This is a genomic window from Pseudomonas sp. LBUM1658 (assembly GCF_059716055.1).
On the sequence record NZ_CP166798.1, the window covers coordinates 4,576,811 to 4,600,199 of the forward strand.

The window sequence follows — 23,389 nt, forward strand, 5'->3', positions numbered from 1 at the left end:
ACCACCAGGGCTCATAGACTAAACATTGCCCGCCAACACCCGCGCCAATGTCGACTTCACCTTGCCCATACCGTCATTCAGCGCTTGCTCGATCTCGGCCATGGTGATGACTGCGCCGGACTTGCCGGCGGCCGGGTTCACCACCAGGGCCAGACAGGCGTAAGCCAGTTCCAGCTCGCGGGCCAGGGCCGCTTCCGGCATGCCGGTCATGCCGACGATATCGCAGCCGTCGCGCTCCAGCCGGGCGATCTCGGCCACGGTTTCCAGACGCGGCCCCTGGGTGCAGGCATACACGCCTTGACTGCTGTAGGCGCAGCCTTCAGCGGCCAGTGCGGCAATCAGCTGCTCGCGCAGCGGTTCGCTGTAGGGGTAGCTGAAGTCGATGTGGGTGACCTGTTCCAGATCATTGGCAAAGTAGGTGTGCTCGCGGCCGCTGGTGTAGTCGATCAGTTGATGAGGCACGCAGAAATGCCCAGTGCCCATCGCTGCATGAATCCCGCCCACCGCGTTGACTGCCAGAATCGCCTCGGCACCCGCCTGCTTCAGCGCCCAGAGGTTGGCCCGGTAGTTCACCTGATGCGGTGGAAAACGGTGCGGATGGCCGTGGCGCGCCAGAAACAGCACTTCACGCCCGGCGTATTCGCCGATCTGGATGTCCGCCGAAGACGCGCCGTACGGCGTATCCAGCGCCAATGACTGGCGAATGCTCAAGCCTTCGAGCTGAGTGAGACCGGTGCCACCGATAATCGCGTAAACCGTCATTGCAAAAAGTCCTCAATCAATCAGTTGGGCATCTTTGAGCGCGCCAAGGGCCGCCAGCCAGCGTGGGTCCTGGCGGTATTCGGTGCTGGCGCAGGCTTTGCCGCGCATCTGCGCTATCCGCGCAGACGGCTTGACCTTCAAGCGCTGGGCAGCGCTCAAAGCCAGCTCGGCCGCCGCCCGATCGTTACACACCAGGCCCATGTCGCAACCGGCCGACAGCGCCGCTTCGATTCGACTCGCGGCATCGCCGACCACATGAGCGCCGGCCATCGACAAGTCGTCGCTGAAAATTACCCCGTCGAACTGCAGCTCGCCGCGCAGGATGTCCTGCAACCAACGACGCGAGAAACCGGCAGGCTGCGAGTCGACCTGCGGGTAGATGACGTGGGCCGGCATCACCGCCGCCAATTGCTTGCTCAAGCGGGCAAAGGGCACCAGGTCATGGGCACGAATGTCCTCGAGGCTGCGCTCGTCTGTCGGGATCGCCACATGGGAATCGGCCTCTGCCCAGCCGTGGCCGGGGAAGTGCTTGCCGGTGGCGGCCATGCCGGCGCCGTTCATGCCGCGAATGAACGCCCCTGCCAGCAATGCGGCGCGCTCTGGATCGCCTTCGAAGGAACGACTGCCGACCACCGCGCTACGCTGATAGTCCAGATCCAATACTGGAGCGAAACTCAGGTCGAGGCCGACCGCCAGCACTTCAGTCGCCATGATCCAGCCGCACTGCTCGGCCAGCTGCTCGGCATTCGGGTTATCGGCAATCGCCCGCATTGCCGGCAAACGCACGAAGCCCTGGCGCAGTCGCTGCACCCGACCGCCCTCCTGGTCCACTGCCAGCAGCAGGTCGGGACGCACTGCGCGGATCGATGCGCTGAGTTCACGCACCTGGCGCGGATGCTCGATATTGCGCGCAAAAATGATCAGGCCGCCCACTTCGGGCTGACGCAAAAACTGGCGATCTTCAGCCGTCAGCCAGGTACCGGCGACGTCCACCATCAAGGAGCCTTGCAGGCCAGAAGTCATGGAAAATCCTTAATAACGGCAAGCGCGCGGCACATCAACGATGGCCCAGGCGCAGTCGCGCGACCGGATTGGCACAGGCAATGCCCGGCAAAACAGGGTCGGCGAAGGGGATAGGGAGCAGAGCTAAAACTGCAGTCGGCATGGGCGGCTAGCTTAACGGATGTCAGCCGCCGCGCCCACCCGTGCGCGGTTAAACCTTGGCGACCGAAGGGGTCGACTTGCTGCGCGGCCGTAGCTGGGCGTTGGCCATCTTGTCATCGGTGACGCCGGTTTCGGCGCGCATGCCGGCTGCCAGAAACGGCACCATCAAGCGCATCACCTGCTCGATCGAGGTATTGACCCCGAAGTCGGTCTCGGCAATCGCCCGCAGGGCCTTGATACCCGACATGCTGAAGGCTGCGGCACCCAGCATGAAATGCACGCGCCAAAACAGTTCGATCGGCGGAATCCGTGGCGCGGCATCGTTGACCAGCAGCATGTAACGGCGGAACACCTTGCCGTACATGTCCTCCAGATAGCGACGCAAATGCCCTTGGCTCTGACTGAAGGCCAGGCCGAGCAAACGCATGAAGATAGAGAGATCGTTGCCACTGCGCGGCTGTACTACCAGCGCCTGTTCAACGAGGATTTCCAGCAGATCTTCCAGGCTCGGCTTGTTGTCCGGCCGGGCCTGGCGTCGCTCGAGCTCGCGATCGAGGCTGATGCAAAAGGGACCGAGGAACCGCGAGAACACCGCCTGGATCAGAGCTTTTTTTGAGCCGAAATGATAGTTCACCGCCGCCAGGTTGACCCCGGCCTTGCTGGTAATCAGCCGCAATGAGGTTTCGGCAAACCCTTTTTCCGCGAACAACTGCTCGGCAGCATCAAGGATACGTTCAACGGTTTCCGACTGGGCCATGGCTACTCCGCCTGACAAACACTTGTTTGAAACATACGTTTCAGACTTTGCATTGTCAAGTCTGACTGTCCGTATTCCGGCCGCTCAGTCACCTATTTAAGCATACACGCTGACTCTGTAGTCAGTCCTCTGACTCCACGGTCGTTCCACTGCAATCCGACCGTCCAGCGGACTCGATAAAAAGGAGGATTGCCAAGTGCGATTCACTGTATATAATCCCAGTCACTGTATAAAAAGACAGAGCGATCGATATGCTAAAACTGACGCCACGCCAAGCTGAGATTCTGGCCTTTATCAAACGTTGCCTCGACGACAACGGCTACCCGCCTACACGTGCGGAAATCGCTCAGGAACTGGGTTTCAAATCCCCCAATGCCGCTGAAGAACACCTCAAGGCGCTGGCCCGCAAGGGCGCGATCGAGATGACCCCTGGCGCTTCCCGCGGGATTCGCATTCCCGGCTTCGAAGCCAAGACCGATGAGTCCAGCCTGCCGATCATTGGCCGGGTGGCTGCCGGAGCACCGATTCTCGCCCAGCAACACATCGAAGAGTCCTGCAACATCAACCCGACCTTCTTCCATCCGCGCGCCGACTACCTGCTGCGCGTACATGGCATGAGCATGAAGGACATCGGCATCTTCGACGGTGACCTGCTCGCCGTGCATACCACTCGCGAGGCTCGCAACGGCCAGATCGTGGTTGCGCGGATCGGCGACGAAGTCACCGTCAAGCGCTTCAAGCGTGAAGGCAGCAAAGTCTGGCTGATGGCCGAAAACCCCGAGTTCGCCCCTATCGAAGTGAACCTGAAAGATCAGGATCTGGTGATCGAAGGCTTGAGTGTCGGCGTCATTCGCCGCTAAAGGAGGCTTTATGCAGTTCCCACACACACCACAGCAAGCACAACTGCCACTGTTCGAGGCCTTCATGGCCCAGCCACTCGCGCCGATCCTCAAGGATGTGGTCGAGTCGCCATGGAGCACTGAGCCCGAAGCGTTCAGTGAATTGTCGCTACGCGGTGCGGCCGGGAACTGCCTGAGCCTGCTGGCACCTATTCTCAGAGAGCTGAGCCAGGACCAGGACGCACGCTGGCTGACGTTGATCGCCCCGCCCTCGAGCCTGACCCAGACCTGGCTGCGGGATGCAGGGTTGAATCGCGAGCGGATTCTGCTGCTGCAACCCCGAGGCGTCCAAAGCGCTCAGAAACTGACCTGCGAGGCACTGCGTCTGGGGCGTAGCCACACCGTGGTCAGCTGGCTCAACCCGCTGAGCTCCAGCGCGCGGCAACAGTTGATCAGCGCCGCCCGTACAGGGGACGCGCAAAGTCTGAATATTCGTTTGGGCTGATCGGGACTGGAACAATATCTGAATAACGCGGGGCTTCTCGAGAATAGAGAAGCCGATAAACTACACAGGGAATCCGACGAACGGGCTTAGTGAAGTACCCGTGATGCGTCGTCTTGCTCCAATTCGCCTTCAACCAGACGTCCAGCCATCTGCACGCCAACGCTCAACATGGCCTTGGCAACTTCCACGTGCTGTCCTTGCAGAAACGCTTTGGCGTCTTCGGAAAAGTCCAAAGTCACCAGAGAACCCTCGTCCTCAGCCCTGCGCAGCTCGATACGGCCGTCAGGCAACTCAACAATTTCTAGAAAGGACGTTGGCATAAAGATTTGTTCTCCACGAAAGGCCGACATTGTAGCAGCTGTCGAGCCTGCGAGGCTGCGTTCGGCTGCGAAGCAGTCGTAAATCCTGCTTCCACGGTTTGTCTGGAATACCGCAGAGTCTGATTTTACGACTGCTGCGCAGCCGGACGCAGCCTTCGGCAGCTGCTACAACCAATCACACTCGATCCGAAATAACACCTCAGCTTTCGTTGAGCCCATCGCGGAACCGAATGGCCAGCGCTTTCAGGTTCTGTCGCCAGCTTTCCAGCTCTTCGCGATTCAACTCCGGCTCCACTTCCTCATCGAGATTGACCGCAACGATCAACGGCTGAGTGACATCGCCCTTGGGCTTACGCGGCGCTCGTGGCGGCTGGAACAGCGCAGCATGGGCTGCCAGCAGCTTGGCCAGCCAGGTTTCAGGGTTCTGCGCCAGCTCCACCAGCTCCGCCAGCTCGGGGATTTGCAACGTTTCGAGCACTTCGCGAGTCAGCAGCATCTCTGCCCGTGGCGCATTGGCCTGGGGCAAACGGTAGAAGCCGGCGATCTCATGACACAGCCCGAGCACCGCACCGTACAGATGAAACAGCACCGTTTCACGCCCTGCCTGAACCAACGCCTGGGAGTTGATTGCCCGCCCCTCTTCAGCCTTGGCCAACGCCTCGAGCGAAAGGCCGGCGAAGTAAATTTTCTGGTTGGTACGGGTATAGAGTTCGTGGGCCATGACGGCAGTCTCCACAACGAATAAAAAGCTGCATGCTGGCCGGACAGTGTCGTGGTCACTGCGGCCGACTGCAAGCGCAAAAAAAAAGGCCGCGTGATAACCCGGGGGTTTTCGCGCGGCCATTGTGGCCCGTCAGTTAGCGCGACTCTTGCGCCTGGTTACATTTGTGGCGAGGGGGCTTGCCCCCGCTCGGGTGCGCAGCACCCGCAAAATCTGTGAATGCGGTGTGCCTGACAAAATGTGATTGCAGGGTTTGGGGCCGCTTCGCGACCCAACGGGGGCAAGCCCCCTCGCCACAGGTATTGCGCGCAACCTCCGATCAGCGCTTGTCTTCGACGGTCCACTTGCCGCCGTCGTAGAACGCGCGCCAGCCGGTAGGCTTGCCTTCGACTTCGGTCTGGACGTACTGCTCCTTGGTCTTGCGGCTGTAACGGATTACCGCAGGGCGACCGTCCGGATCTTTCTTCGGCGCCTCACACAGGAAGTGATACTTCGGATCGATCTCGTCCTTGTGCGGCACGATCTCCATCACCAGCGGAGCACGGGTCTCGCGGTTTTTCGGGAACTGGCTGGCGGCCAGGAACAGCCCGGAAGCACCGTCACGCAGGATATAGGTGTCGTTGACCTTCTCGCACTTGAGTTCCGGCATTTTCACCGGATCCATCTTCGGCGGCGCCGCGTCACCACTTTTCAGCAGTTTGCGGGTGTTCTTGCACTCTGCATTGGTGCAACCGAAGAACTTGCCGAAACGGCCGGTCTTGAGCTGCATCTCGCTGCCGCACTTGTCGCATTCCAGGCTCGGACCTTCGTAGCCCTTGATCCGGTAGGTGCCCTCTTCGACTTCGAAACCGAGGCAATCAGGGTTGTTACCGCAGATGTGCAGCTTGCGTTTCTCGTCGAGCAGGTAGGCGTCCATCGCCGTGCTGCAGATCGGGCAGCGATGCTTGCCACGCAACACCAGCGACTCCGACTCACCCTCGTCGTCCGCAGCGATTTCATCGCCCGGCACCAGGTTGACGGTGGCCTTGCAGCGCTCTTTGGGCGGCAGGCTGTAACCCGAGCAGCCAAGGAACACGCCGGTGGAGGCGGTACGAATCTGCATCGGCCGGCCGCACTGGACGCACGGGATGTCGGTCATTACCGGTTCGTTGGCACGCATGCCGTGCTCGGCACCTTCAGCCACTTCGAGTTTCTTCTTGAAGTCGCCGTAGAACTCGTCGAGCACGTTTTTCCAGTCGCGTTCGCCCTGGGCGACGTCATCGAGGTTCTCTTCCATACCGGCGGTGAAGCCGTAGTCCATCAGGTTGGAGAAGCTCTCGGACAAGCGCTCGGTAACGATATCGCCCATCTTTTCCGAATAGAAACGACGGTTGTGCAGTGCGACGTAACCACGATCCTGAATGGTCGAAATGATCGCGGCGTAGGTCGAAGGACGACCGATACCGCGTTTTTCCATTTCCTTGACCAGGCTCGCTTCGGAGTAACGCGCAGGCGGTTTGGTGAAGTGCTGGCTCGGGTCGAGCTTGATCAGCTTCATCGCGTCACCCTGAGCCATGTCCGGCAACACATCGTCGTCGCCAGGCTTGGTCATTTGTGGCATGACCCGGGTGTAACCGTCGAACTTGAGGATGCGGCCCTTGGCGCGCAGCTCGAAGGTCCCGGCGGCGACGGTGACAGTGGTCGACAGGTATTGCGCAGGCAGCATCTGGCAAGCGACGAACTGGCGCCAGATCAGCTCGTAGAGCCGCTCAGCGTCACGCTCCATGCCCACCAGCTTGCTTGGGTCGGTATTCACGTCAGAAGGACGAATCGCTTCGTGAGCCTCTTGCGCGCCTTCCTTGCTGCTGTAAACGTTCGGCGCCGCAGGCAGGTACTTGCTGCCGAATTCGCCCTCAATATAGGTACGCGCCATTTCCACGGCATCGGCCGAGAGATTGGTCGAGTCGGTACGCATATAGGTGATGTAGCCCGCTTCATACAGACGCTGAGCCATCATCATGGTTTTCTTCACGCCGAAGCCCAGGCGGTTGCTACCGGCCTGCTGCAGGGTGGACGTGATGAAGGGTGCCGACGGCTTGCTGCTGGTCGGTTTGTCTTCACGCTTGGCGATGGTGTAACTGGAAGCCTTGAGCTTTTCCAATGCCGCCATGGCGTGGGTTTCGTTGAGCGGCTTGAAGGCTTCGCCGTTTTCACGGGCCACTTCGAAACGCACGTTGGCGCCTTTGGTGGTACCGAGATCGGCATGCACTTCCCAGTACTCTTCCGGGTTGAACGCACGAATTTCGCGCTCACGCTCGACTACCAGTTTCACCGCCACCGATTGCACACGGCCGGCGGACAGGCCACGGGCGATCTTGGACCACAGCAGCGGCGAAACCATGTAACCGACCACGCGGTCGAGGAAGCGACGGGCCTGTTGGGCGTTGACCCGATCGATGTCCAGTTCGCCTGGCTTGGAGAAAGCTTCCTGAATCGCCTTCTTGGTGATTTCGTTGAACACCACGCGCTTGTAGCGGCTGTCGTCACCCCCGATGGCTTCGCGCAGGTGCCAGGCAATGGCTTCCCCCTCGCGATCCAAGTCGGTTGCGAGATAGATGGTGTCAGCATCCTTGGCGAGCCGGCGCAGCTCTTCGATGACCTTTTCCTTGCCCGGGAGGATCTCGTACTTGGCTTTCCAGCCATGATCGGGATCGACACCCATACGCGAGACCAGCTGCTTGCGCGCCTTCTCTTTCGGCGTGAGCACCGGACCTTCACCCGCGGCGGCCTTGCCACGCTTGGCGGCAGGCTCTTTGCTGGCGCTAGCCGAACCGCTGGTGGGCAGGTCTCGGATATGGCCGATACTCGACTTCACCACGTATTGGTTACCCAGATACTTGTTGATGGTCTTGGCCTTAGCCGGGGATTCCACAATGACCAGCGATTTGCCCATGGATCAGAAAATTCCTGAATTCTAGAAGTGAAAGGCGGTTGGCGCCTGACGCGGCACCGCTATATATAGTGGCAACAAGGTGAGGTCAAGCGCAGGGTTTTGCGCGCACTCAACTTATGGCTTGGAAAAAAGGCTCGGTTCGGCCTGCACCAAAGCAAAGCGTGGCACCTGTTCGCCGTCAACTTCGACCGACTCCAGGAACATGCTCAAGGGACGCACCCAAAAGCCGTAATCGCCATACAGTGCTTGGTAGAACACCACTTCTTCTTCGGTTTCGGAATGCCGCGCGACACTGAAAACGCGGTATTGCGGCCCCTTGTAATGCTGATAGAGCCCGGGTTCGACTTTCATGTGCTGGCCCTCCTACAAAACCGTAAAAATAAAAAACAAAAAAATTCGGAAAAACAAAAACCGGGGCACATGGCCCCGGCTTCCATCAACGAAACGTTTAAACGCGTTCGAAGACGGTGGCAATGCCCTGGCCGAGACCAATGCACATGGTGGACACACCGAAGGTCCCGCCATTTTGCTTCATTACATTGAGCAAGGTGCCGGAAATACGCGCACCGGAGCAACCAAATGGATGGCCCAGAGCAATTGCGCCGCCGTGCAGGTTAACCTTCTCGTTCATCTTGTCGAGCACTTTCAAATCTTTCAGCACCGGCAGGGCCTGTGCGGCGAAAGCTTCGTTGAGCTCGAAGAAGTCGATATCAGCAATACCCAGACCCGCGCGTTTCAGTGCTTTCTGTGTTGCCGGTACAGGACCATAACCCATGATTGCCGGGTCCACACCTGCCACGGCCATCGAGCGGATAACCGCCATTGGCTGGATGCCCAGGTCCTGGGCACGCTGCGCCGACATCACGATCATGCACGAAGCACCATCGGTGATTTGCGAGGAAGTGCCCGCCGTTACGGTGCCACCCTTTGGATTGAATGCAGGCTTCAAGGCCGCCAGACTTTCCAGGGTAGTTTCCGGACGGATGGTTTCGTCGTAGTCGAACAATTTCAGGAAACCGTTCTCGTCGTAACCCTGCATCGGGATGATTTCGTCCTTGAACTTGCCTTCCAGCGTCGCTTTGTGGGCAAGTTGGTGGGAACGCACGCCAAAGGCATCCTGCGCTTCACGGGTGATGCCGTGCATCTTGCCGAGCATTTCCGCGGTCAGCCCCATCATGCCCGAGGCTTTCGCCGCGTACAGCGACATGTGCGGGTTCGGATCGACACCGTGCATCATGCTCACGTGACCCATATGCTCGACGCCGCCGACGACGAACACGTCACCATTGCCGGTCATGATCGCTTGCGCGGCAGTGTGCAAAGCGCTCATCGACGAGCCACACAGGCGGCTGACGGTCTGGCCGGCAGCGGTGTGCGGGATCTGCGTCATCAAGGACGCCATGCGGGCGATGTTCCAGCCCTGCTCCAGGGTCTGGTTGACGCAGCCCCAGATCACGTCTTCGACTTCGGACGGATCGACCTTGACGTTGCGTTCCAGCAGTTTGCTGATCAGGTGCGCCGACATATCTTCAGCGCGGGTATTGCGGTGCATGCCGCCCTTGGAGCGGCCCATCGGCGTACGACCGAAGTCGACAATCACGACGTCTCTAGGATTCAAGTTCATATAGTTCACTCTCGCTCTAGTGTGGGCGCTTAACCGAAGAAGCTCTGGCCGTTTTTGGCCATTTCACGCAGCTTCGCGGTCGGGTGGTACAGGGCGCCCAAATCAGCGTACTGGTCAGCCAGGGCAACGAATTCTGCAACCCCGATCGAATCGATGTAGCGCAGCGCACCGCCACGGAATGGAGGGAAACCAATACCGTAGACCAGACCCATGTCGGCTTCGGCGGCGGTTTCGACGATGCCGTCTTCCAGGCAACGCACGGTTTCCAGGCACAGCGGGATCATCATCCAGTTGATGATGTCGTCGTCGGTCACTTCACGCTGTTCGAAGACGATAGGCTTGAGCGCTTCCAGTACCGACGGATCGGCAACCTTCTTCTGCTTGCCGCGCTTGTCGGTCTCGTAGGCGTAGAAGCCCTTGCCGTTTTTCTGACCCAGGCGCTTGGCTTCGTAGAGCACGTCGATGGCCGAACGACGGTCGTCCTTCATGCGGTCCGGGAAACCTTCAGCCATGACGTCACGACCGTGGTGACCGGTGTCGATGCCGACCACGTCCATCAGGTAGGCCGGGCCCATTGGCCAGCCGAATTTTTCCATGACCTTGTCGATACGGACGAAGTCCACACCGGCACTGACCAGCTTGGCGAAACCGCCGAAGTACGGGAACAGCACGCGGTTGACCAAAAAGCCCGGGCAGTCATTGACGACGATCGGGTTCTTGCCCATTTTCTTGGCGTAGGCAACGGTGGTGGCAACGGCCAGTTCGCTGGACTTCTCGCCACGAATCACTTCCACCAGCGGCATCATGTGCACCGGATTGAAGAAGTGCATGCCGACGAAGTTTTCCGGACGCTTGAGGGCCTTGGCCAACAAGGTGATGGAAATGGTCGAGGTGTTCGAAGCGAGGATGGTGTCCTCTTTGACATGGTTTTCGACTTCGGCCAGAACTGCCTGTTTGACCTTCGGGTTCTCGACGACCGCTTCGACCACCAGGTCGACGTGGCCGAAATCACCGTAGGACAGGGTCGGACGAATGCCGTTGAGCACCTCGGCCATTTTCGCCGGGGTCATGCGACCTTTATCGACGCGGCTAACCAACAGTTTCGCGGCTTCCGCCAGACCCTGCTCGATACCGTGTTCGTTGATGTCCTTCATCAGGATCGGTGTGCCTTTGGACGCCGACTGATAAGCGATACCGCCACCCATGATGCCGGCGCCGAGTACGGCAGCCTGCTTCACGTCCTTGGCGACTTCGTCGTAGGCCTTGGCCTTTCTCTTCAGTTCCTGATCGTTCAGGAACAGACCGATCAAGCTCTGCGCGGCAGAAGTCTTGGCCAGTTTGACGAAACCTGCAGCTTCGATTTCCAGCGCCTTGTCACGACCGAAGTTCGCGGCTTTCTGGATAGTCTTGATTGCTTCGACCGGTGCCGGATAGTTTGGCCCCGCTTGGCCGGCGACGAAACCTTTGGCGGTTTCGAACGACATCATCTGTTCGATGGCGTTGAGCTTGAGCTTTTCCAGCTTTGGCTGACGCTTGGCCTTGTAGTCGAATTCGCCGCTGATGGCGCCCTTGACCAGGTTCAGCGCAGCTTCCTGCAGCTTCTCTGGAGCGACCACAGCGTCGACTGCACCGACTTTCAGTGCGTCTTCGGCACGGTTTTCCTTGCCGGCGGCAATCCACTCGATGGCGTTATCGGCACCGATGATCCGTGGCAGACGCACAGTACCGCCGAAGCCCGGGTAGATGCCTAGTTTGACTTCCGGCAGGCCGATCTTGGCGGTAGTGGCCATGACGCGGTAGTCCGCCGCCAGGCACATTTCCAGACCGCCGCCCAGAGCGATGCCGTTGATCGCGGCTACGGTCGGAACATTCAGGTCTTCGAAATCGCTGAAAATTTTATTGGCTTCGAGGTTACCGGCAACAAGCTCTGCATCAGGCAGCTTGAAGCTCTCGACAAATTCGGTGATGTCGGCGCCGACGATGAATACGTCCTTGCCACTGGTGACGATCACTCCCTTGACCGAAGCATCTGCCTTGATGGTGTCTACGGCCTGACGCAGTTCGTTCAGGGTTAGACGGTTGAACTTGTTGACGGACTCACCCTTGAGGTCGAATTTCAATTCGACAATGCCACTTTCAAGAGCCTTAACCGTGATGGCTTTACCTTCGTAAATCATCAACTGATCTCCACGATATGGAAGCTGAACAGTACACGTCGGACGCTAACTTCTGGCTCGGCATTGACGTTACCGTCGATGCTACGCCGATCCGCCAGGCACACCCGCCAACGCGATAGTCGGGATTCTGTAGGAGCGATCTGTAATACAAACGCTCAATTCATACGCCCGTTTGATTTGGGTACGCCACCTTCACGGAATTTCAGACAATTGTCAATCGCCCAAAATGCTGGTTGAAACGCGACTTTGCAGTCACTTCAGCGCCGGGAAGGCCAGCAACATGCGGGTGCATGGTTGAGCATTCATAAAGTCAAAAATTAGAAAAGTCGCCCTAACCCGCACCGACCCTGGCTTTCTCAAGCTAAGCTGGCGGGGACCGCAACAAAAACATGACACCTTGAGCGAATGCCAAGGGTAAGATCAGCGCCACGCAACACTGCCGTAGCGATTTACCAAATTTCCGGCCTGCCTGGCCAACTCCAGCCCGATGATTGAATGTCGGGCTTTTTATTGCCCGCCAATCCCTCGAAATCAACCCAATCCCCCGTAGATACCGTCTTAACTCTCACCGGGCAAGCGCAAGTTTCGGGTCAAAGGGTTGGCCCGATTTGATCATTCCAAAGATGATCTGCTTAGTGGCCGTTACCGCAGGAATGGATATGTACACCCTCTAGAGAAAGGCACGGACTACCTATATCGCAGGCAAGCCAGCTCCCACATTGGATCGGGGTACATCCGCGAGAGCCCCGTTCCCACAGGAAACCGGGCTTCAGGCCAGCCCTTTGAGGACCGCTGCAATATCCTGCAAAACACTCGATTCGCCCTTTTCACCCCAATACAAGGCAATCATTTGCTGGTCGGCTTCGATCTTGAACACGTTGCCCGGTAACTTCTTGAAATGCTCCAGCAAGCTTTCATCTTCACACACTTCCCGCCATTGATTGACCCAGACACCCGGCGCGGTCTGCCAGTAGCACCAGCACCTCGACTTAACGCTGCGCCGAGGCCGGTGGTATTGCGCGCAAGGGCTTGGCGGCTCGGGCTCCAGCCAGTGTGGCCACTCCTGAGGCGCCAGCTGCATGGCCAGGCCAATGCGTCGCGCCTCCATGCGCAGGGCCATCCGCCCGCTCTGCTGGCGCGACGGGCGCAACCAGGCCAGAGGGCTCAGAACCACCGCAAGGATTGACACCACTATCCAGACCGTCATATGTGTACTCCCGATTCTTGATGAGCGGATTTCGCCGCACTAAATCCAATCTGCTTGAAACCAGCCATACTTACCGATATCGCAATCCTCTGGAGTGCCTTCCATGCCCTACGAACACATCCTGGTCGCAGTCGACCTCACTGAAGAATGCGACCCTGTCATCAAGCGCGCTCGTGAACTGTCCGTCAGCAATGGCGCCAAACTCTCACTGGTGCACATCGTCGAGCCCATGGCCATGGCTTTTGGTGGCGACGTTCCAATGGACCTTTCGCAACTGCAGCAACAGCAGTTTGACCAGGCCAAAGAACGGCTCGATCGCTTGATTCTGAAATATCCGGAGGCCAGCAGGGCCAACTGTCACCTGACTTACGGCCAGCCACGCCAGGAGATCCATCACCTGGCCAAGGAACAGGAATGCGACCTGATCGTCGTCGGCAGCCACGGCCGCCACGGCCTGGCATTGCTGCTCGGTTCCACCGCCAACGACGTACTGCACGGCGCGCCTTGCGATGTGCTGGCGGTGCGCCTGATCAAAAGCTGAACCCACCCCTCCCCTGTAGGAGCGAGCTTGCTCGCGATGGACTCAAGGACGGCGCGTTTATTCAGAAAACACGCGTTATCGTTAACGTCCATCGCGAGCAAGCTTGCTCCTACAGTTGATTTGTGTCTCTGCAAAAAGCCCGGCGCTCACATCAGTGAGGCCGGGCTTTTTTATTGCCGTCGGATCAATCAGGCATCCAGCTCAGCCCAACGCTCGACCAAAGTCTCCAGCTCAGCCTGCAATTGCTCCAATTGAGCGATTACCGCCGCTGTTTGCGCGGCAGGACGCTGATAGAAGCCCGAATCAGCCATTTCGACCTCGACCGCAGCAATCTTCTGCTCTTTGGCTTCGATCTCGCCTGGCAAGCCTTCCAGCTCGCGCTGCAGCTTGTAGCTGAGCTTCTTCTTGGCCACCGGTGAGTCCTGTGCAGTGGCGGCAGCCACTGGCGCGACAACAGCGGAGGCCAACTCGGCTTTGCCGGACTTGTTTTCGGTCACGCCCAGCAGACGCGGCGAACCGCCCTGACGAATCCAGTCCTGATAACCACCGACATATTCACGAACCTTGCCTTCACCTTCGAAGACCAGGGTGCTGGTGACCACGTTGTCGAGGAATGCCCGGTCATGGCTGACCATCAGCACAGTGCCTTTGAAGGTCAGCAAGACCTCTTCCAGCAACTCGAGGGTTTCGACGTCGAGATCGTTGGTCGGTTCATCGAGTACCAGCAGGTTGGCCGGCTTACTGAACAGCTTGGCCAGCAACAGACGGGCACGCTCGCCACCGGACAGCGCCTTGACCGGCGTGCGGGCACGCTGCGGGCTGAACAGGAAGTCGCCGAGGTAGCTCAGGACGTGGCGGCTCTGGCCGTCGATGTCGATAAAGTCGCGACCTTCGGCGACGTTGTCGATCACGGTTTTTTCCAGATCCAGTTGATGACGCAACTGGTCGAAGTAGGCCACGTCGATCCGTGTGCCCTCTTCGATCGTGCCGCTGGTTGGCTGCAAGCCGCTGAGCATCAGTTTCAGCAAGGTGGTCTTGCCGGTGCCGTTGGCGCCGAGCAGACCGATACGATCGCCGCGCTGCAGGACCATGGAGAAGTCCTTGATCAGGAACGGGCCGTCCGGGTGGGCGAAGCTAACGTTCTCGAGGACCATGACTTGCTTGCCGGACTTGTCGGCGGTGTCCAGCAGGATGTTGGCCTTGCCGGTGCGCTCACGGCGCTCGCTACGTTCTACACGCAGGGCTTTCAAGGCGCGGACGCGGCCTTCGTTACGGGTGCGACGGGCTTTGATGCCCTGACGAATCCACACTTCTTCCTGGGCCAGGCGCTTGTCGAACAGGTTGTTGGCGGTCTCTTCGGCGGCCAGGGTGGCTTCCTTGTGGACCAGGAAGCTGGCGTAGTCGCCGTTCCAGTCGATCAGGCCGCCACGGTCCAGTTCGAGGATCCGGGTCGCCAGGTTCTGCAGGAAGGAACGGTCGTGCGTGATAAACAGAACGGCACCCTGAAAATCCTTCAGCGCCTCTTCGAGCCAGGCGATCGCACCGATGTCCAGGTGGTTGGTCGGTTCGTCGAGCAGCAGCAGATCCGGTTCAGACACCAGCGCCTGGGCCAGCAGGACCCGACGACGCCAGCCGCCGGACAATTCGGCGAGGGTCTTGTCGGCCGGCAATTGCAGGCGGCTCAGGGTGCTGTCGACCAATTGCTGCAAGCGCCAGCCGTCACGGGCTTCGAGGTCGTGCTGGACGTGCATCAGTTTGTCCAGGTCAGCGTCGGTGACGATGTTCTGGCTCAGGTGGTGATATTGCGCAAGCAACTCACCGACACCGTCCAGACCTTCGGCAACCACGTCGAACACGGTCCGCTCGTCGGCCAGTGGCAATTCTTGCGGCAATTCGCCGATCTTGAGCCCTGGCGCGCGCCAGACGGAGCCCTCGTCGGGCTTCTGGTCACCCTTGACCAGCTTCATCATGCTGGATTTGCCAGTGCCGTTGCGGCCGATGATGCACACCCGCTCACCACGGGCGATCTGCCAGGACACCTTGTCCAACAACGGCATAGCGCCGAATGCAAGGGACACATCGCTGAATTTGAGCAGGGTCATGAGCTTCTCCAAAAACCGGGGGCGCATTCTACCTGATTTGGGGCCTCAGAAGGCCGGCAATTTCAACTTCGAAGTACCCTGAACAACATTTACCCGGAACTTGTACCGGCAAGCTGGCAAAGCTTTCGCCGGCTGCTGGCAAAAGGCTAAGCTACAGCTAATCAGTGTCGACACCGTCGGCACCCGTCACGTTTTCTCTGCCCGGACGTATCATGCGCAGCCGCATTTTCAGCTTTTTATCCTGTTTAATTCTTTCTGCCAGTGCCGTCCAGGCAGCAGATATATCTCAACAACGCCAGTATTACGATGAAGCCAAGCGCGCCCTGGCCAAGGGTGATTCGGGCCCGTATTTCCGTTACAGCCAGGCACTGCGCGATTATCCGCTGGAACCTTACCTGGCTTACGACGAGCTGACCTACCGGCTGAAAACCGCCAGCAACGCCGAGATCGAAAAGTTTCTCGCCGAGCACGGTGACCTGCCGCAAGCCAACTGGATGAAACTGCGCTGGTTGCGCTGGCTGGCCGAGCGCGGCGACTGGCAACCGTTCGTCAAATACTATGATCCCAAGCTCAATTTCACTGAACTGGACTGCCTGTATGGCCAGTATCAGCTCGGCCACAACCTCAAGACCGCAGGTTACGCCAACGCCGAAAAGCTCTGGCTGACCGGCAAAACCCAACCCGCCGCCTGCGATGGGTTGTTCGCTCAGTGGGCCGCCGAAGGCCAGTTGACCGAGCAAAAACGCTGGCAACGCGCCAAACTGGCCGCCGACGCCCGCAACTATCCGCTGGCCAACAACCTGGTCAACAGCCTGACCACCCTCGCCCCCCAGGGCCGGTTGCTGATCGACGTCTCAGAGAAACCGCAACTGCTCGACCAGCCGTCACGCTTCACGCCGGCCAATGAAGCCATGTCCGACGTGGTCGGCCTGGGCCTGCGACGCCTGGCACGGCAGGATCCGGAAAAGGCCTTGGCGCTGCTCGACGGTTATGCCAGCAGCATGCACTTCTCCCGTGACGAAAAAGTGGCAATCGCCCGGGAAATCGGTCTGACCCTGGCCCGGCGTTTCGACAGCCGCGCCCTGGACGTGATGACCAAATACGATCCGGAGCTGCGTGACAACACCGTCTCCGAGTGGCGCCTGCGCCTGTTGTTGCGCCTGGCGCGCTGGGACGACGCCTATCAACTGACCCGCAAACTGCCCCAGGACCTGGCCACCACCAACCGCTGGCGGTACTGGCAAGCCCGCAGCCTGGAACTGGCGCAACCGCAGAATCCGGAGGCGCAGGTACTCTATAAAGGCCTGGCCCGGGAACGGGATTTCTATGGCTTCCTGGCCGCCGACCGCACCCAGTCGCCCTACCACCTGAACAACTCGCCTCTGGTGCTTAGCCAGCAGCTGATCAACAAGGTGCGCAACACGCCGGGCGTGCGTCGCGCCCTGGAATTCCATGCCCGCGGGCAAATCGTCGATGGCCGCCGCGAGTGGTATCACGTCAGCCGGCATTTCAACCGGGACGAAATGGTTGCCCAGGCTAAACTGGCCTACGACCTGAAGTGGTATTTCCCGGCGATCCGCACCATCAGCCAGGCAAAATACTGGGATGACCTGGATATCCGCTTCCCGATGGCCCACCGCGAAACCCTGGTGCGCGAAGCCAAGGTCCGTGGCCTGCATTCCAGCTGGGTATTCGCCATCACCCGCCAGGAAAGCGCCTTCATGGCCGACGCCCGCTCCGGTGTCGGTGCCACCGGCCTGATGCAACTGATGCCCGGCACCGCCAGGGAAACCGCACGCAAATTCAGCATTCCCCTGGCCTCGCCGCAGCAGGTGCTGGATCCGGATAAAAACATCCAGCTCGGCGCTGCTTACCTGAGCCAGGTCCACAGCCAGTTCAACGGCAATCGCGTGCTCGCCTCCGCCGCCTACAACGCCGGTCCCAGCCGCGTACGCCAATGGCTGCGCGGTGCCGATCACCTGAGTTTCGACGTCTGGGTCGAAAGCATCCCCTTCGACGAAACCCGCCAGTATGTGCAGAACGTATTGTCCTACTCAGTCATCTACGGCCAGAAACTCAACTCCCCGCAACCACTGGTGGACTGGCATGAGCGGTATTTTGATGATCAATGAGGGGAGCAGCGGCAAGCGGCAAGCTGCAAGCTGCAAGCGGTTTGTCTGAAGCCGTAAAAAAATGCCCGCGTCGAGAGAAGCGGGCATTTTTTGTGGCATTTTACTTGGTCGGTTACTTAGACGGTTACTTGGTCGGTCCAGCTCTAATCAGCCTTTCTCCAAGGCCTCATGCCCATCACTAAATTGCAACGCCGCCAACCGTGCATATAACGCGTTGCTGGCGATCAGTTGCTGATGGGTGCCGATCGCCACCAGCTTTCCCTGGTCCATTACGGCGATCCGGTCGGCGTTTTTCACGGTGGCCAGGCGGTGGGCGATGACTAGGGTGGTGCGGTTTTTCATCAGGCTGGGTAGCGCTTGCTGGATCAGGTGTTCGCTCTGGGCATCGAGGGCGCTGGTGGCTTCGTCCAGCAGCAGGATCGGTGCATCGACCAGCAGCGCCCGGGCGATTGCCAGGCGTTGCCGCTGGCCGCCGGAGAGACCGAGGCCTGCGTCGCCAAGGTGGGTCTGGTAGCCCTGGGGCATCTGCAGGATAAAATCGTGGGCGTGGGCAATCCGTGCGGCCTCTTCGACCTGAGCGAAGGTCGCCGATGGATTGCCGTAGCGAATATTCTCTTCAATGCTGCCGAAAAACAGCGCCGGGCTCTGCGAGACCAGGGCAAAGCAGCGGCGCAGGTCCAGTGGATCGAGCCGGGTCAAGGGCTGCCCGTCGAGCAGTATTCGGCCCTGCTGCGGGTCATAAAAACGCAGCAACAGGTCAAAGATGGTCGACTTGCCCGCTCCGGAAGGCCCGACCAGCGCCAGGGTTTCGCCGGCCTTGATGGTCAGGCTCAGGCCGTCGATGGCATAGCTTTCAGGCCGCGACGGGTAGGAAAAACGCAGATCCTCCAATAGCAGATTGCCTTCGACCCGCTCGGGCAATTTGATTACCCCGGTGGTTGGCGCCTGGATGATGTTTTCCGAACGCAACAACTCGGCAATCCGTTCGGCGGCCCCGGCCGCGCGCTGCAGTTCGCCGATCACTTCGCTCAAGGTGCCAAAGGCGCTGCCGACGATCAGGCTGTAAAAAACGAACGCGGCCAGTTCGCCTGCGCTGATCCGCCCGGCGATCACGTCCATGCCGCCGACCCAGAGCATTACCCCGACGGCCCCCAGCACCAGCACGATCACCAGGGTAATCAGCCAGGCGCGCTGGACGATACGTTGGCGGGCGGTGATAAAGGCCTCTTCCACCGTCACTGCAAAGCGCTGTTCATCCTGCGGCTGATGATTGTAAGCCTGCACGGTCTTGATCTGGCCGAGGGTTTCGGACACATAGCTGCCGACATCGGCGATACGGTCCTGGCTCAGGCGCGACAGGCTGCGTACCCGCCGCCCGAAAATCAGGATCGGCGCCAATACCAGCGGCAAGGCAACGACCACAATGCTGGTCAACTTGGGATTGGTGATAAACAGCAACACAATCCCGCCGATGACCATCAGGGCATTACGCAGAAACAGCGACAGCGAAGAGCCGATCACCGATTGCAAAAGCGTGGTGTCAGTGGTCAACCGCGACTGGATTTCCGAACTTCGGTTGTTCTCGTAAAACCCCGGGTGCAGGTAGATCAAATGATTGAACACTTGTCGACGGATATCCGCGACGCAGCGCTCGCCGATCCACGACACCAGATAGAAACGCACAAAGGTGCCCACTGCCAGCCCAACTACCAGCAACAGAAACAGGCCGATGGATTGGTTGAGCAGTTGCGGAGACTGGGTCATGAAACCCTGATCCACCAGCAGCCGGATCCCCTGCCCCATGGACAAGGTGATACCCGCCGTGACAATCAACGCGAGCAAGGCGCCGAGTGCCTGCCAGCGGTACGGCGCGACAAAGTGAGTGGCCAGGCGGATTGCACGGCGTTGAGTGGCAGAGAGCATGAAAACCATCCAAAAGCACCACCAAAAGGGATAAGTGCAGCCAAGCCTACACCCGCTCATCGGCTGAAACTCTGTAAATCAGAATGAGTGAGGTTAAATATGACCTCTGACACTAGAACCTAGATGTTATTGGTCTAAAGTTCGGGTGGAAGTTTGTAGTTATATCTGATGGACTGGTGATACCGCTTTGCTGCCACGCAGGGAACTGTCACAACGTGGTCACCTGGCGGCGTTATAGTAAGAACACAACCTGATGAGGAGACAGGCCATGTCCTTGCAACACAGTAGCGATGACAAGATTGAAGTGATCCGCACCCAGCCAGACCAATCTCTGGGATGCTCCATTATCGACGCTCAAGGGCGCGAAGTACCGATCACTGAAGATATGATCCAGAGCGCATGCCGCGAACTGGAACAGCGATTGGTCAAGCCTGCGAAGCAAGACTGACAAATAGCCTCAACTCTTCTTGTACCCGGCCTTGATGCCGGGTTTTTTATGGGCTTTTTTTGGGGGTGCTGCGCCCCCCATCGCGAGCAAGCTCGCTCCTACAGTTGACCGCGTCGTACACACATTTTGTGTACACCACAAATCCCCTGTGGGAGCGAGCTTGCTCGCGATAGCGCCAACTCAGTCTTGAGCAACCACAGCCCCAAGCGCCGCCACAATCTGCCGCAATGCCGGCCAATCCCCCTCAATACGCACCTTCAACCCATCGATCTCCCGCCGCTGCGGATAATGCTTGCGCAAGGCATCGAACGCGGTGCGCTGCTCTTGCACACTGCCTACCAGGCTGCGACGAAAATCCGCATCATCGCGGCGCGGGTCGTAGACTGCGCGACACAACATGGCCAACGCCCAGGCCGGATCGCTGTCGGCATTCAGGCTGACCTCAGCCAGCCACGGCGCCGGCAACAGATCATCGAGACTGACCTGAGGCAGCCGCCCCTGGAAGGTGCAAAACGCCTGATAGATCTGCGCCGTACCGCGCTGTTTGCCGTCAAGGCTGTAACCGGCGATATGCGGAGTTGCGATCACGCAAAGATCCGCCAGCGCCACATCGACCTGTGGTTCGCCCTCCCAGACATCCAGCACCGCCTGCAAGTCTTCGCGCTGTAGCAGCACTTCGCGCAGTGCGGTGTTATCCACCACCGGACCACGACTGGCGTTGATCAGCCAGGTGCCGGGCTTGAGTTGATTCAAACGAGCTTTATCGAACAAGTGCCAGGTCGGCTGGTCGCCGGTTTTACTCAGCGGGGTGTGCAGACTGATAACGTCGCACCGCTCGATGATCTGCTCCAGGCTGACATAGCCCTCGTCTTCCACCGCCTGGAGTGGCGGGTCACAGACCAGCACATTCCAGCCCAGGGATCGCAGCACCTTGATCAGCCGTCCGCCCACTTCACCGGCACCGACCACGCCGTAAGTGCGCTGAGTGAGGTCGGCGCCTTCGATTTCTGCCAGGGTCAAGAGACTGCCAAGCACGTAGTCAACCACGCCGCGGGCATTACACCCGGGAGCGCTCGACCAGCTGATGTCGGCCCGATCAAAGTAATCGAGATCCAGGTGGTCGGTGCCAATGGTGCAGGTGCCGACAAAACGCACCTTGCTGCCTTCGAGCAGCTCGCGGTCGACATTGGTCACCGAGCGCACCAGCAACACCTCGGCCTCCTCGATGGCGGCACGGTCGATGGCGCGGCCGGGGAGACGGCGAATCTCACCTAAACCGGCAAAGAAGTCATCGAGCAGCGGGATATTTTCGTCGGCAACAATCAACATGGCAGGCTCCTTTCGCGGAGCCGCAGTATAAGCGCACATGGTACGGCGTACATCCGATCAATCCCGGAGGTATAGGGACCGGCGCCAAGGCTGGCAGTTTACAAATCCCCAACACAGGAATTTTCCTGACCATTGCGTCAAGGCGTAGAATGCGCCGCCCTGCGCATCAATACCTTTGGACGCTTCGCTTGTGAACTCCGTGACTGACAGCCCTGCCGCTACTTCCCTGAACCGCCCTGCCCGGGTTCGTCTCGAGCTGCGTAACCTGCTCAGCCTGGCCCTGCCGATCATGATCGCGCAGCTGGCGACCACCGCCATGGGTTTCGTCGATGCAGTGATGGCTGGTCGCGTCGGGCCCCGGGATCTGGCGGCGGTGGCGCTGGGCAACTCGATCTGGGTGCCGGTGTTCCTGTTGATGACCGGCACACTGCTGGCAACCACCCCTAAAGTCGCGCAACGCTTCGGCGCTGGAAATCACGGCGAGATCGGCCCGATTGTCCGCCAGGCATTGTGGCTGGCCCTGGTGGTCGGTTTGATGGCGACGCTGATCCTGTTCAATGCCGAGCCGATTCTGCATGTGATGAAGGTCGACCCCGAACTGATCGGCCCGTGCATGGAATACCTGCGCGGGATCGCCAGCGGTTTGCCGGCCGTCGCGCTGTACCATGTGCTGCGTTGCTTCAGCGATGGAATGGGCCGCACCCGTCCGAGCATGGTCCTGGGCCTGTGCGGGCTGGCGCTGAATATTCCGCTGAACTACATCTTCATCTACGGCCACTTTGGCGTGCCGGCCATGGGCGGCGTCGGCTGCGGCTGGGCCACGGCAATCGTGATGTGGGTAATGATGCTCGGCATGGCCGGCTGGACCCGCTGGGCGCCGGCCTATCAGTCGAGTCAGCTGTTCAGCCGTTTCGATCTGCCGCAATGGACGGTGATCAAACGCCTGCTGAGCATAGGTTTGCCGATCGGCATCGCGGTGTTCGCCGAGTCGAGCATTTTTGCGGTGATTGCCCTGTTGATCGGCAGCCTCGGTGCCACCGTGGTCGCCGGGCACCAGATCGCCCTGAACTTCAGCTCGCTGGTGTTCATGATCCCCTACTCCCTCGGGATGGCCGTGACTGTGCGAGTCGGTCAGGCACTGGGCCGTGAACAGCCGCGTGAAGCGCGTTTTGCCGCGGGCGTGGGGATGGGCACGGCGCTGGCCTATGCCTGCATCTCGGCAAGCATGATGCTGTTGCTGCGCGAGCACATTGCAACCATCTACACCGCCGACCCGATGGTGATTCAGGTGGCATCGATGCTGATCATCTACTCGGCGCTGTTCCAGTTCTCGGATGCGATTCAGGTGACCGCGGCCGGCGCCTTGCGCGGTTATCAGGACACCCGGGTGACGATGATCCTGACGCTGTTCGCTTACTGGGGGATTGGCTTACCGGTGGGCTACGCTCTCGGCCTGACCGACTGGCTCGGTACGCCCAGCGGCCCGAGCGGGCTGTGGCAGGGATTGATCGTCGGCTTGAGTTGCGCGGCGCTGATGCTGTCGATTCGCCTGACGCGCAGCGCACGCAAGCAAATCCGCATCAGCCGTTCGGCGCGTTAAACCAGCTTCTTGCGAATCCAGTAGAGGTAGGTGCCTGCCTCTTCCTGTTGCCCGACCAGTTCATGGTCGAGAAACACACAGAACTTCGGGATATCGCGACGGGTCGAGGGATCGGTGGCGATCACCTTGAGCAAGCCGCCGGGCACCAGATCACGGATGTGCTGGTGCAGCATCATCACGGGCTCCGGGCAATTGAGGCCAGTGGCGTCGAGGGTGCCGTCGACAGGGGTATCGATCATTTCACTCATACTTCACTCCTGAAACTGACCGGCATTGTCGCGCAAAACGGGGGGTTTGGTCACCCGC

General features: G+C 59.5%; 20 protein-coding genes. 6 read left to right on the top strand and 14 right to left on the bottom strand.

What is annotated here, in order from left to right:
• Positions 1–18: 18 nt before the first annotated feature.
• The 3 genes from ACA064_RS21160 to ACA064_RS21170 all read right to left on the bottom strand — a co-directional run bounded on the left by ACA064_RS21160 (position 19) and on the right by ACA064_RS21170 (position 2,683).
• Positions 19–762 (bottom strand): S-methyl-5'-thioinosine phosphorylase, encoded by a 744-nt coding sequence (locus tag ACA064_RS21160; RefSeq protein WP_497669868.1) that lies wholly within the window; start codon positions 760–762, stop codon positions 19–21.
• Positions 763–774: 12 nt separating this feature from the next.
• Positions 775–1,773, bottom strand: coding sequence for a beta-N-acetylhexosaminidase (gene nagZ / locus ACA064_RS21165; RefSeq protein ID WP_497674299.1), 999 nt, complete (start codon positions 1,771–1,773; stop codon positions 775–777).
• 202 nt (positions 1,774–1,975) lie between these two features.
• A complete protein-coding gene (locus tag ACA064_RS21170; protein WP_497669869.1) occupies positions 1,976–2,683 on the bottom strand; it encodes a TetR/AcrR family transcriptional regulator in 708 nt (235 codons plus the stop codon).
• Between the two features lie 251 nt (positions 2,684–2,934).
• Here ACA064_RS21170 and lexA point away from each other — a divergent pair, with 251 nt between their 5' ends.
• Entirely contained in the window at positions 2,935–3,543 is a 609-nt protein-coding gene (lexA, locus tag ACA064_RS21175) for a transcriptional repressor LexA (RefSeq protein ID WP_150804762.1), read from the top strand.
• Positions 3,544–3,553: 10 nt separating this feature from the next.
• On the top strand, positions 3,554–4,027 hold the full coding sequence (sulA, locus tag ACA064_RS21180; RefSeq protein WP_497669870.1) for an SOS-induced cell division inhibitor SulA: 474 nt from the start codon (positions 3,554–3,556) through the stop codon (positions 4,025–4,027).
• Positions 4,028–4,113: 86 nt separating this feature from the next.
• Here sulA and ACA064_RS21185 read toward each other — a convergent pair whose 3' ends face one another.
• The 7 genes from ACA064_RS21185 to ACA064_RS21215 all read right to left on the bottom strand — a co-directional run bounded on the left by ACA064_RS21185 (position 4,114) and on the right by ACA064_RS21215 (position 13,008).
• Positions 4,114–4,347, bottom strand: coding sequence for a hypothetical protein (locus tag ACA064_RS21185; RefSeq protein ID WP_497674300.1), 234 nt, complete (start codon positions 4,345–4,347; stop codon positions 4,114–4,116).
• Positions 4,348–4,546: 199 nt separating this feature from the next.
• Positions 4,547–5,068, bottom strand: a complete 522-nt coding sequence (locus tag ACA064_RS21190; RefSeq protein WP_497669871.1) for a DUF6586 family protein — start codon at positions 5,066–5,068, stop codon at positions 4,547–4,549.
• A gap of 319 nt (positions 5,069–5,387) precedes the next feature.
• On the bottom strand, positions 5,388–8,000 hold the full coding sequence (gene topA / locus ACA064_RS21195; protein WP_497669872.1) for a type I DNA topoisomerase: 2,613 nt from the start codon (positions 7,998–8,000) through the stop codon (positions 5,388–5,390).
• Positions 8,001–8,114: 114 nt separating this feature from the next.
• A complete protein-coding gene (locus ACA064_RS21200; RefSeq protein WP_150804767.1) occupies positions 8,115–8,351 on the bottom strand; it encodes a DUF1653 domain-containing protein in 237 nt (78 codons plus the stop codon).
• Positions 8,352–8,448: 97 nt separating this feature from the next.
• Entirely contained in the window at positions 8,449–9,624 is a 1,176-nt protein-coding gene (gene fadA / locus ACA064_RS21205) for an acetyl-CoA C-acyltransferase FadA (protein ID WP_497669873.1), read from the bottom strand.
• Positions 9,625–9,653: 29 nt separating this feature from the next.
• The gene (gene fadB, locus ACA064_RS21210) at positions 9,654–11,801 is read right to left on the bottom strand and encodes a fatty acid oxidation complex subunit alpha FadB (RefSeq protein ID WP_497669874.1); all 2,148 of its coding nucleotides are present in this window, start codon (positions 11,799–11,801) and stop codon (positions 9,654–9,656) included.
• A gap of 769 nt (positions 11,802–12,570) precedes the next feature.
• The gene (locus tag ACA064_RS21215; RefSeq protein ID WP_497669875.1) at positions 12,571–13,008 is read right to left on the bottom strand and encodes a hypothetical protein; all 438 of its coding nucleotides are present in this window, start codon (positions 13,006–13,008) and stop codon (positions 12,571–12,573) included.
• Positions 13,009–13,111: 103 nt separating this feature from the next.
• On the opposite strand from ACA064_RS21215, the gene ACA064_RS21220 reads away from it, so the two are divergent.
• Positions 13,112–13,549, top strand: coding sequence for a universal stress protein (locus tag ACA064_RS21220; protein WP_497669876.1), 438 nt, complete (start codon positions 13,112–13,114; stop codon positions 13,547–13,549).
• 188 nt (positions 13,550–13,737) lie between these two features.
• Here ACA064_RS21220 and ACA064_RS21225 read toward each other — a convergent pair whose 3' ends face one another.
• Positions 13,738–15,651 carry an ATP-binding cassette domain-containing protein gene (locus ACA064_RS21225; RefSeq protein WP_497669877.1) on the bottom strand — a complete coding sequence of 638 codons (1,914 nt, stop codon included), beginning with the start codon at positions 15,649–15,651 and terminating at the stop codon, positions 13,738–13,740.
• A 212-nt stretch (positions 15,652–15,863) separates the two neighbouring features.
• Here ACA064_RS21225 and ACA064_RS21230 point away from each other — a divergent pair, with 212 nt between their 5' ends.
• Positions 15,864–17,783 (top strand): transglycosylase SLT domain-containing protein, encoded by a 1,920-nt coding sequence (locus tag ACA064_RS21230; protein WP_497669878.1) that lies wholly within the window; start codon positions 15,864–15,866, stop codon positions 17,781–17,783.
• 147 nt (positions 17,784–17,930) lie between these two features.
• On the opposite strand, the gene ACA064_RS21235 is transcribed toward ACA064_RS21230, so the two are convergent.
• Positions 17,931–19,706 carry an ABC transporter transmembrane domain-containing protein gene (locus tag ACA064_RS21235; RefSeq protein ID WP_497669879.1) on the bottom strand — a complete coding sequence of 592 codons (1,776 nt, stop codon included), beginning with the start codon at positions 19,704–19,706 and terminating at the stop codon, positions 17,931–17,933.
• Between the two features lie 268 nt (positions 19,707–19,974).
• Here ACA064_RS21235 and ACA064_RS21240 point away from each other — a divergent pair, with 268 nt between their 5' ends.
• A complete protein-coding gene (locus ACA064_RS21240; protein ID WP_497669880.1) occupies positions 19,975–20,154 on the top strand; it encodes a PA1571 family protein in 180 nt (59 codons plus the stop codon).
• A 180-nt stretch (positions 20,155–20,334) separates the two neighbouring features.
• Here the strand turns inward: ACA064_RS21240 and pdxB are convergent, their stop codons facing one another.
• Positions 20,335–21,483 (bottom strand): 4-phosphoerythronate dehydrogenase PdxB, encoded by a 1,149-nt coding sequence (pdxB, locus tag ACA064_RS21245; RefSeq protein WP_497669881.1) that lies wholly within the window; start codon positions 21,481–21,483, stop codon positions 20,335–20,337.
• Positions 21,484–21,673: 190 nt separating this feature from the next.
• On the opposite strand from pdxB, the gene ACA064_RS21250 reads away from it, so the two are divergent.
• On the top strand, positions 21,674–23,083 hold the full coding sequence (locus ACA064_RS21250; RefSeq protein ID WP_497669882.1) for an MATE family efflux transporter: 1,410 nt from the start codon (positions 21,674–21,676) through the stop codon (positions 23,081–23,083).
• Here ACA064_RS21250 and tusA read toward each other — a convergent pair.
• Positions 23,080–23,331 (bottom strand): sulfurtransferase TusA, encoded by a 252-nt coding sequence (gene tusA, locus ACA064_RS21255; protein ID WP_497669883.1) that lies wholly within the window; start codon positions 23,329–23,331, stop codon positions 23,080–23,082. The two genes, ACA064_RS21250 and tusA, sit on opposite strands and share 4 nt — an antisense overlap.
• Positions 23,332–23,389 lie beyond the last annotated feature (58 nt).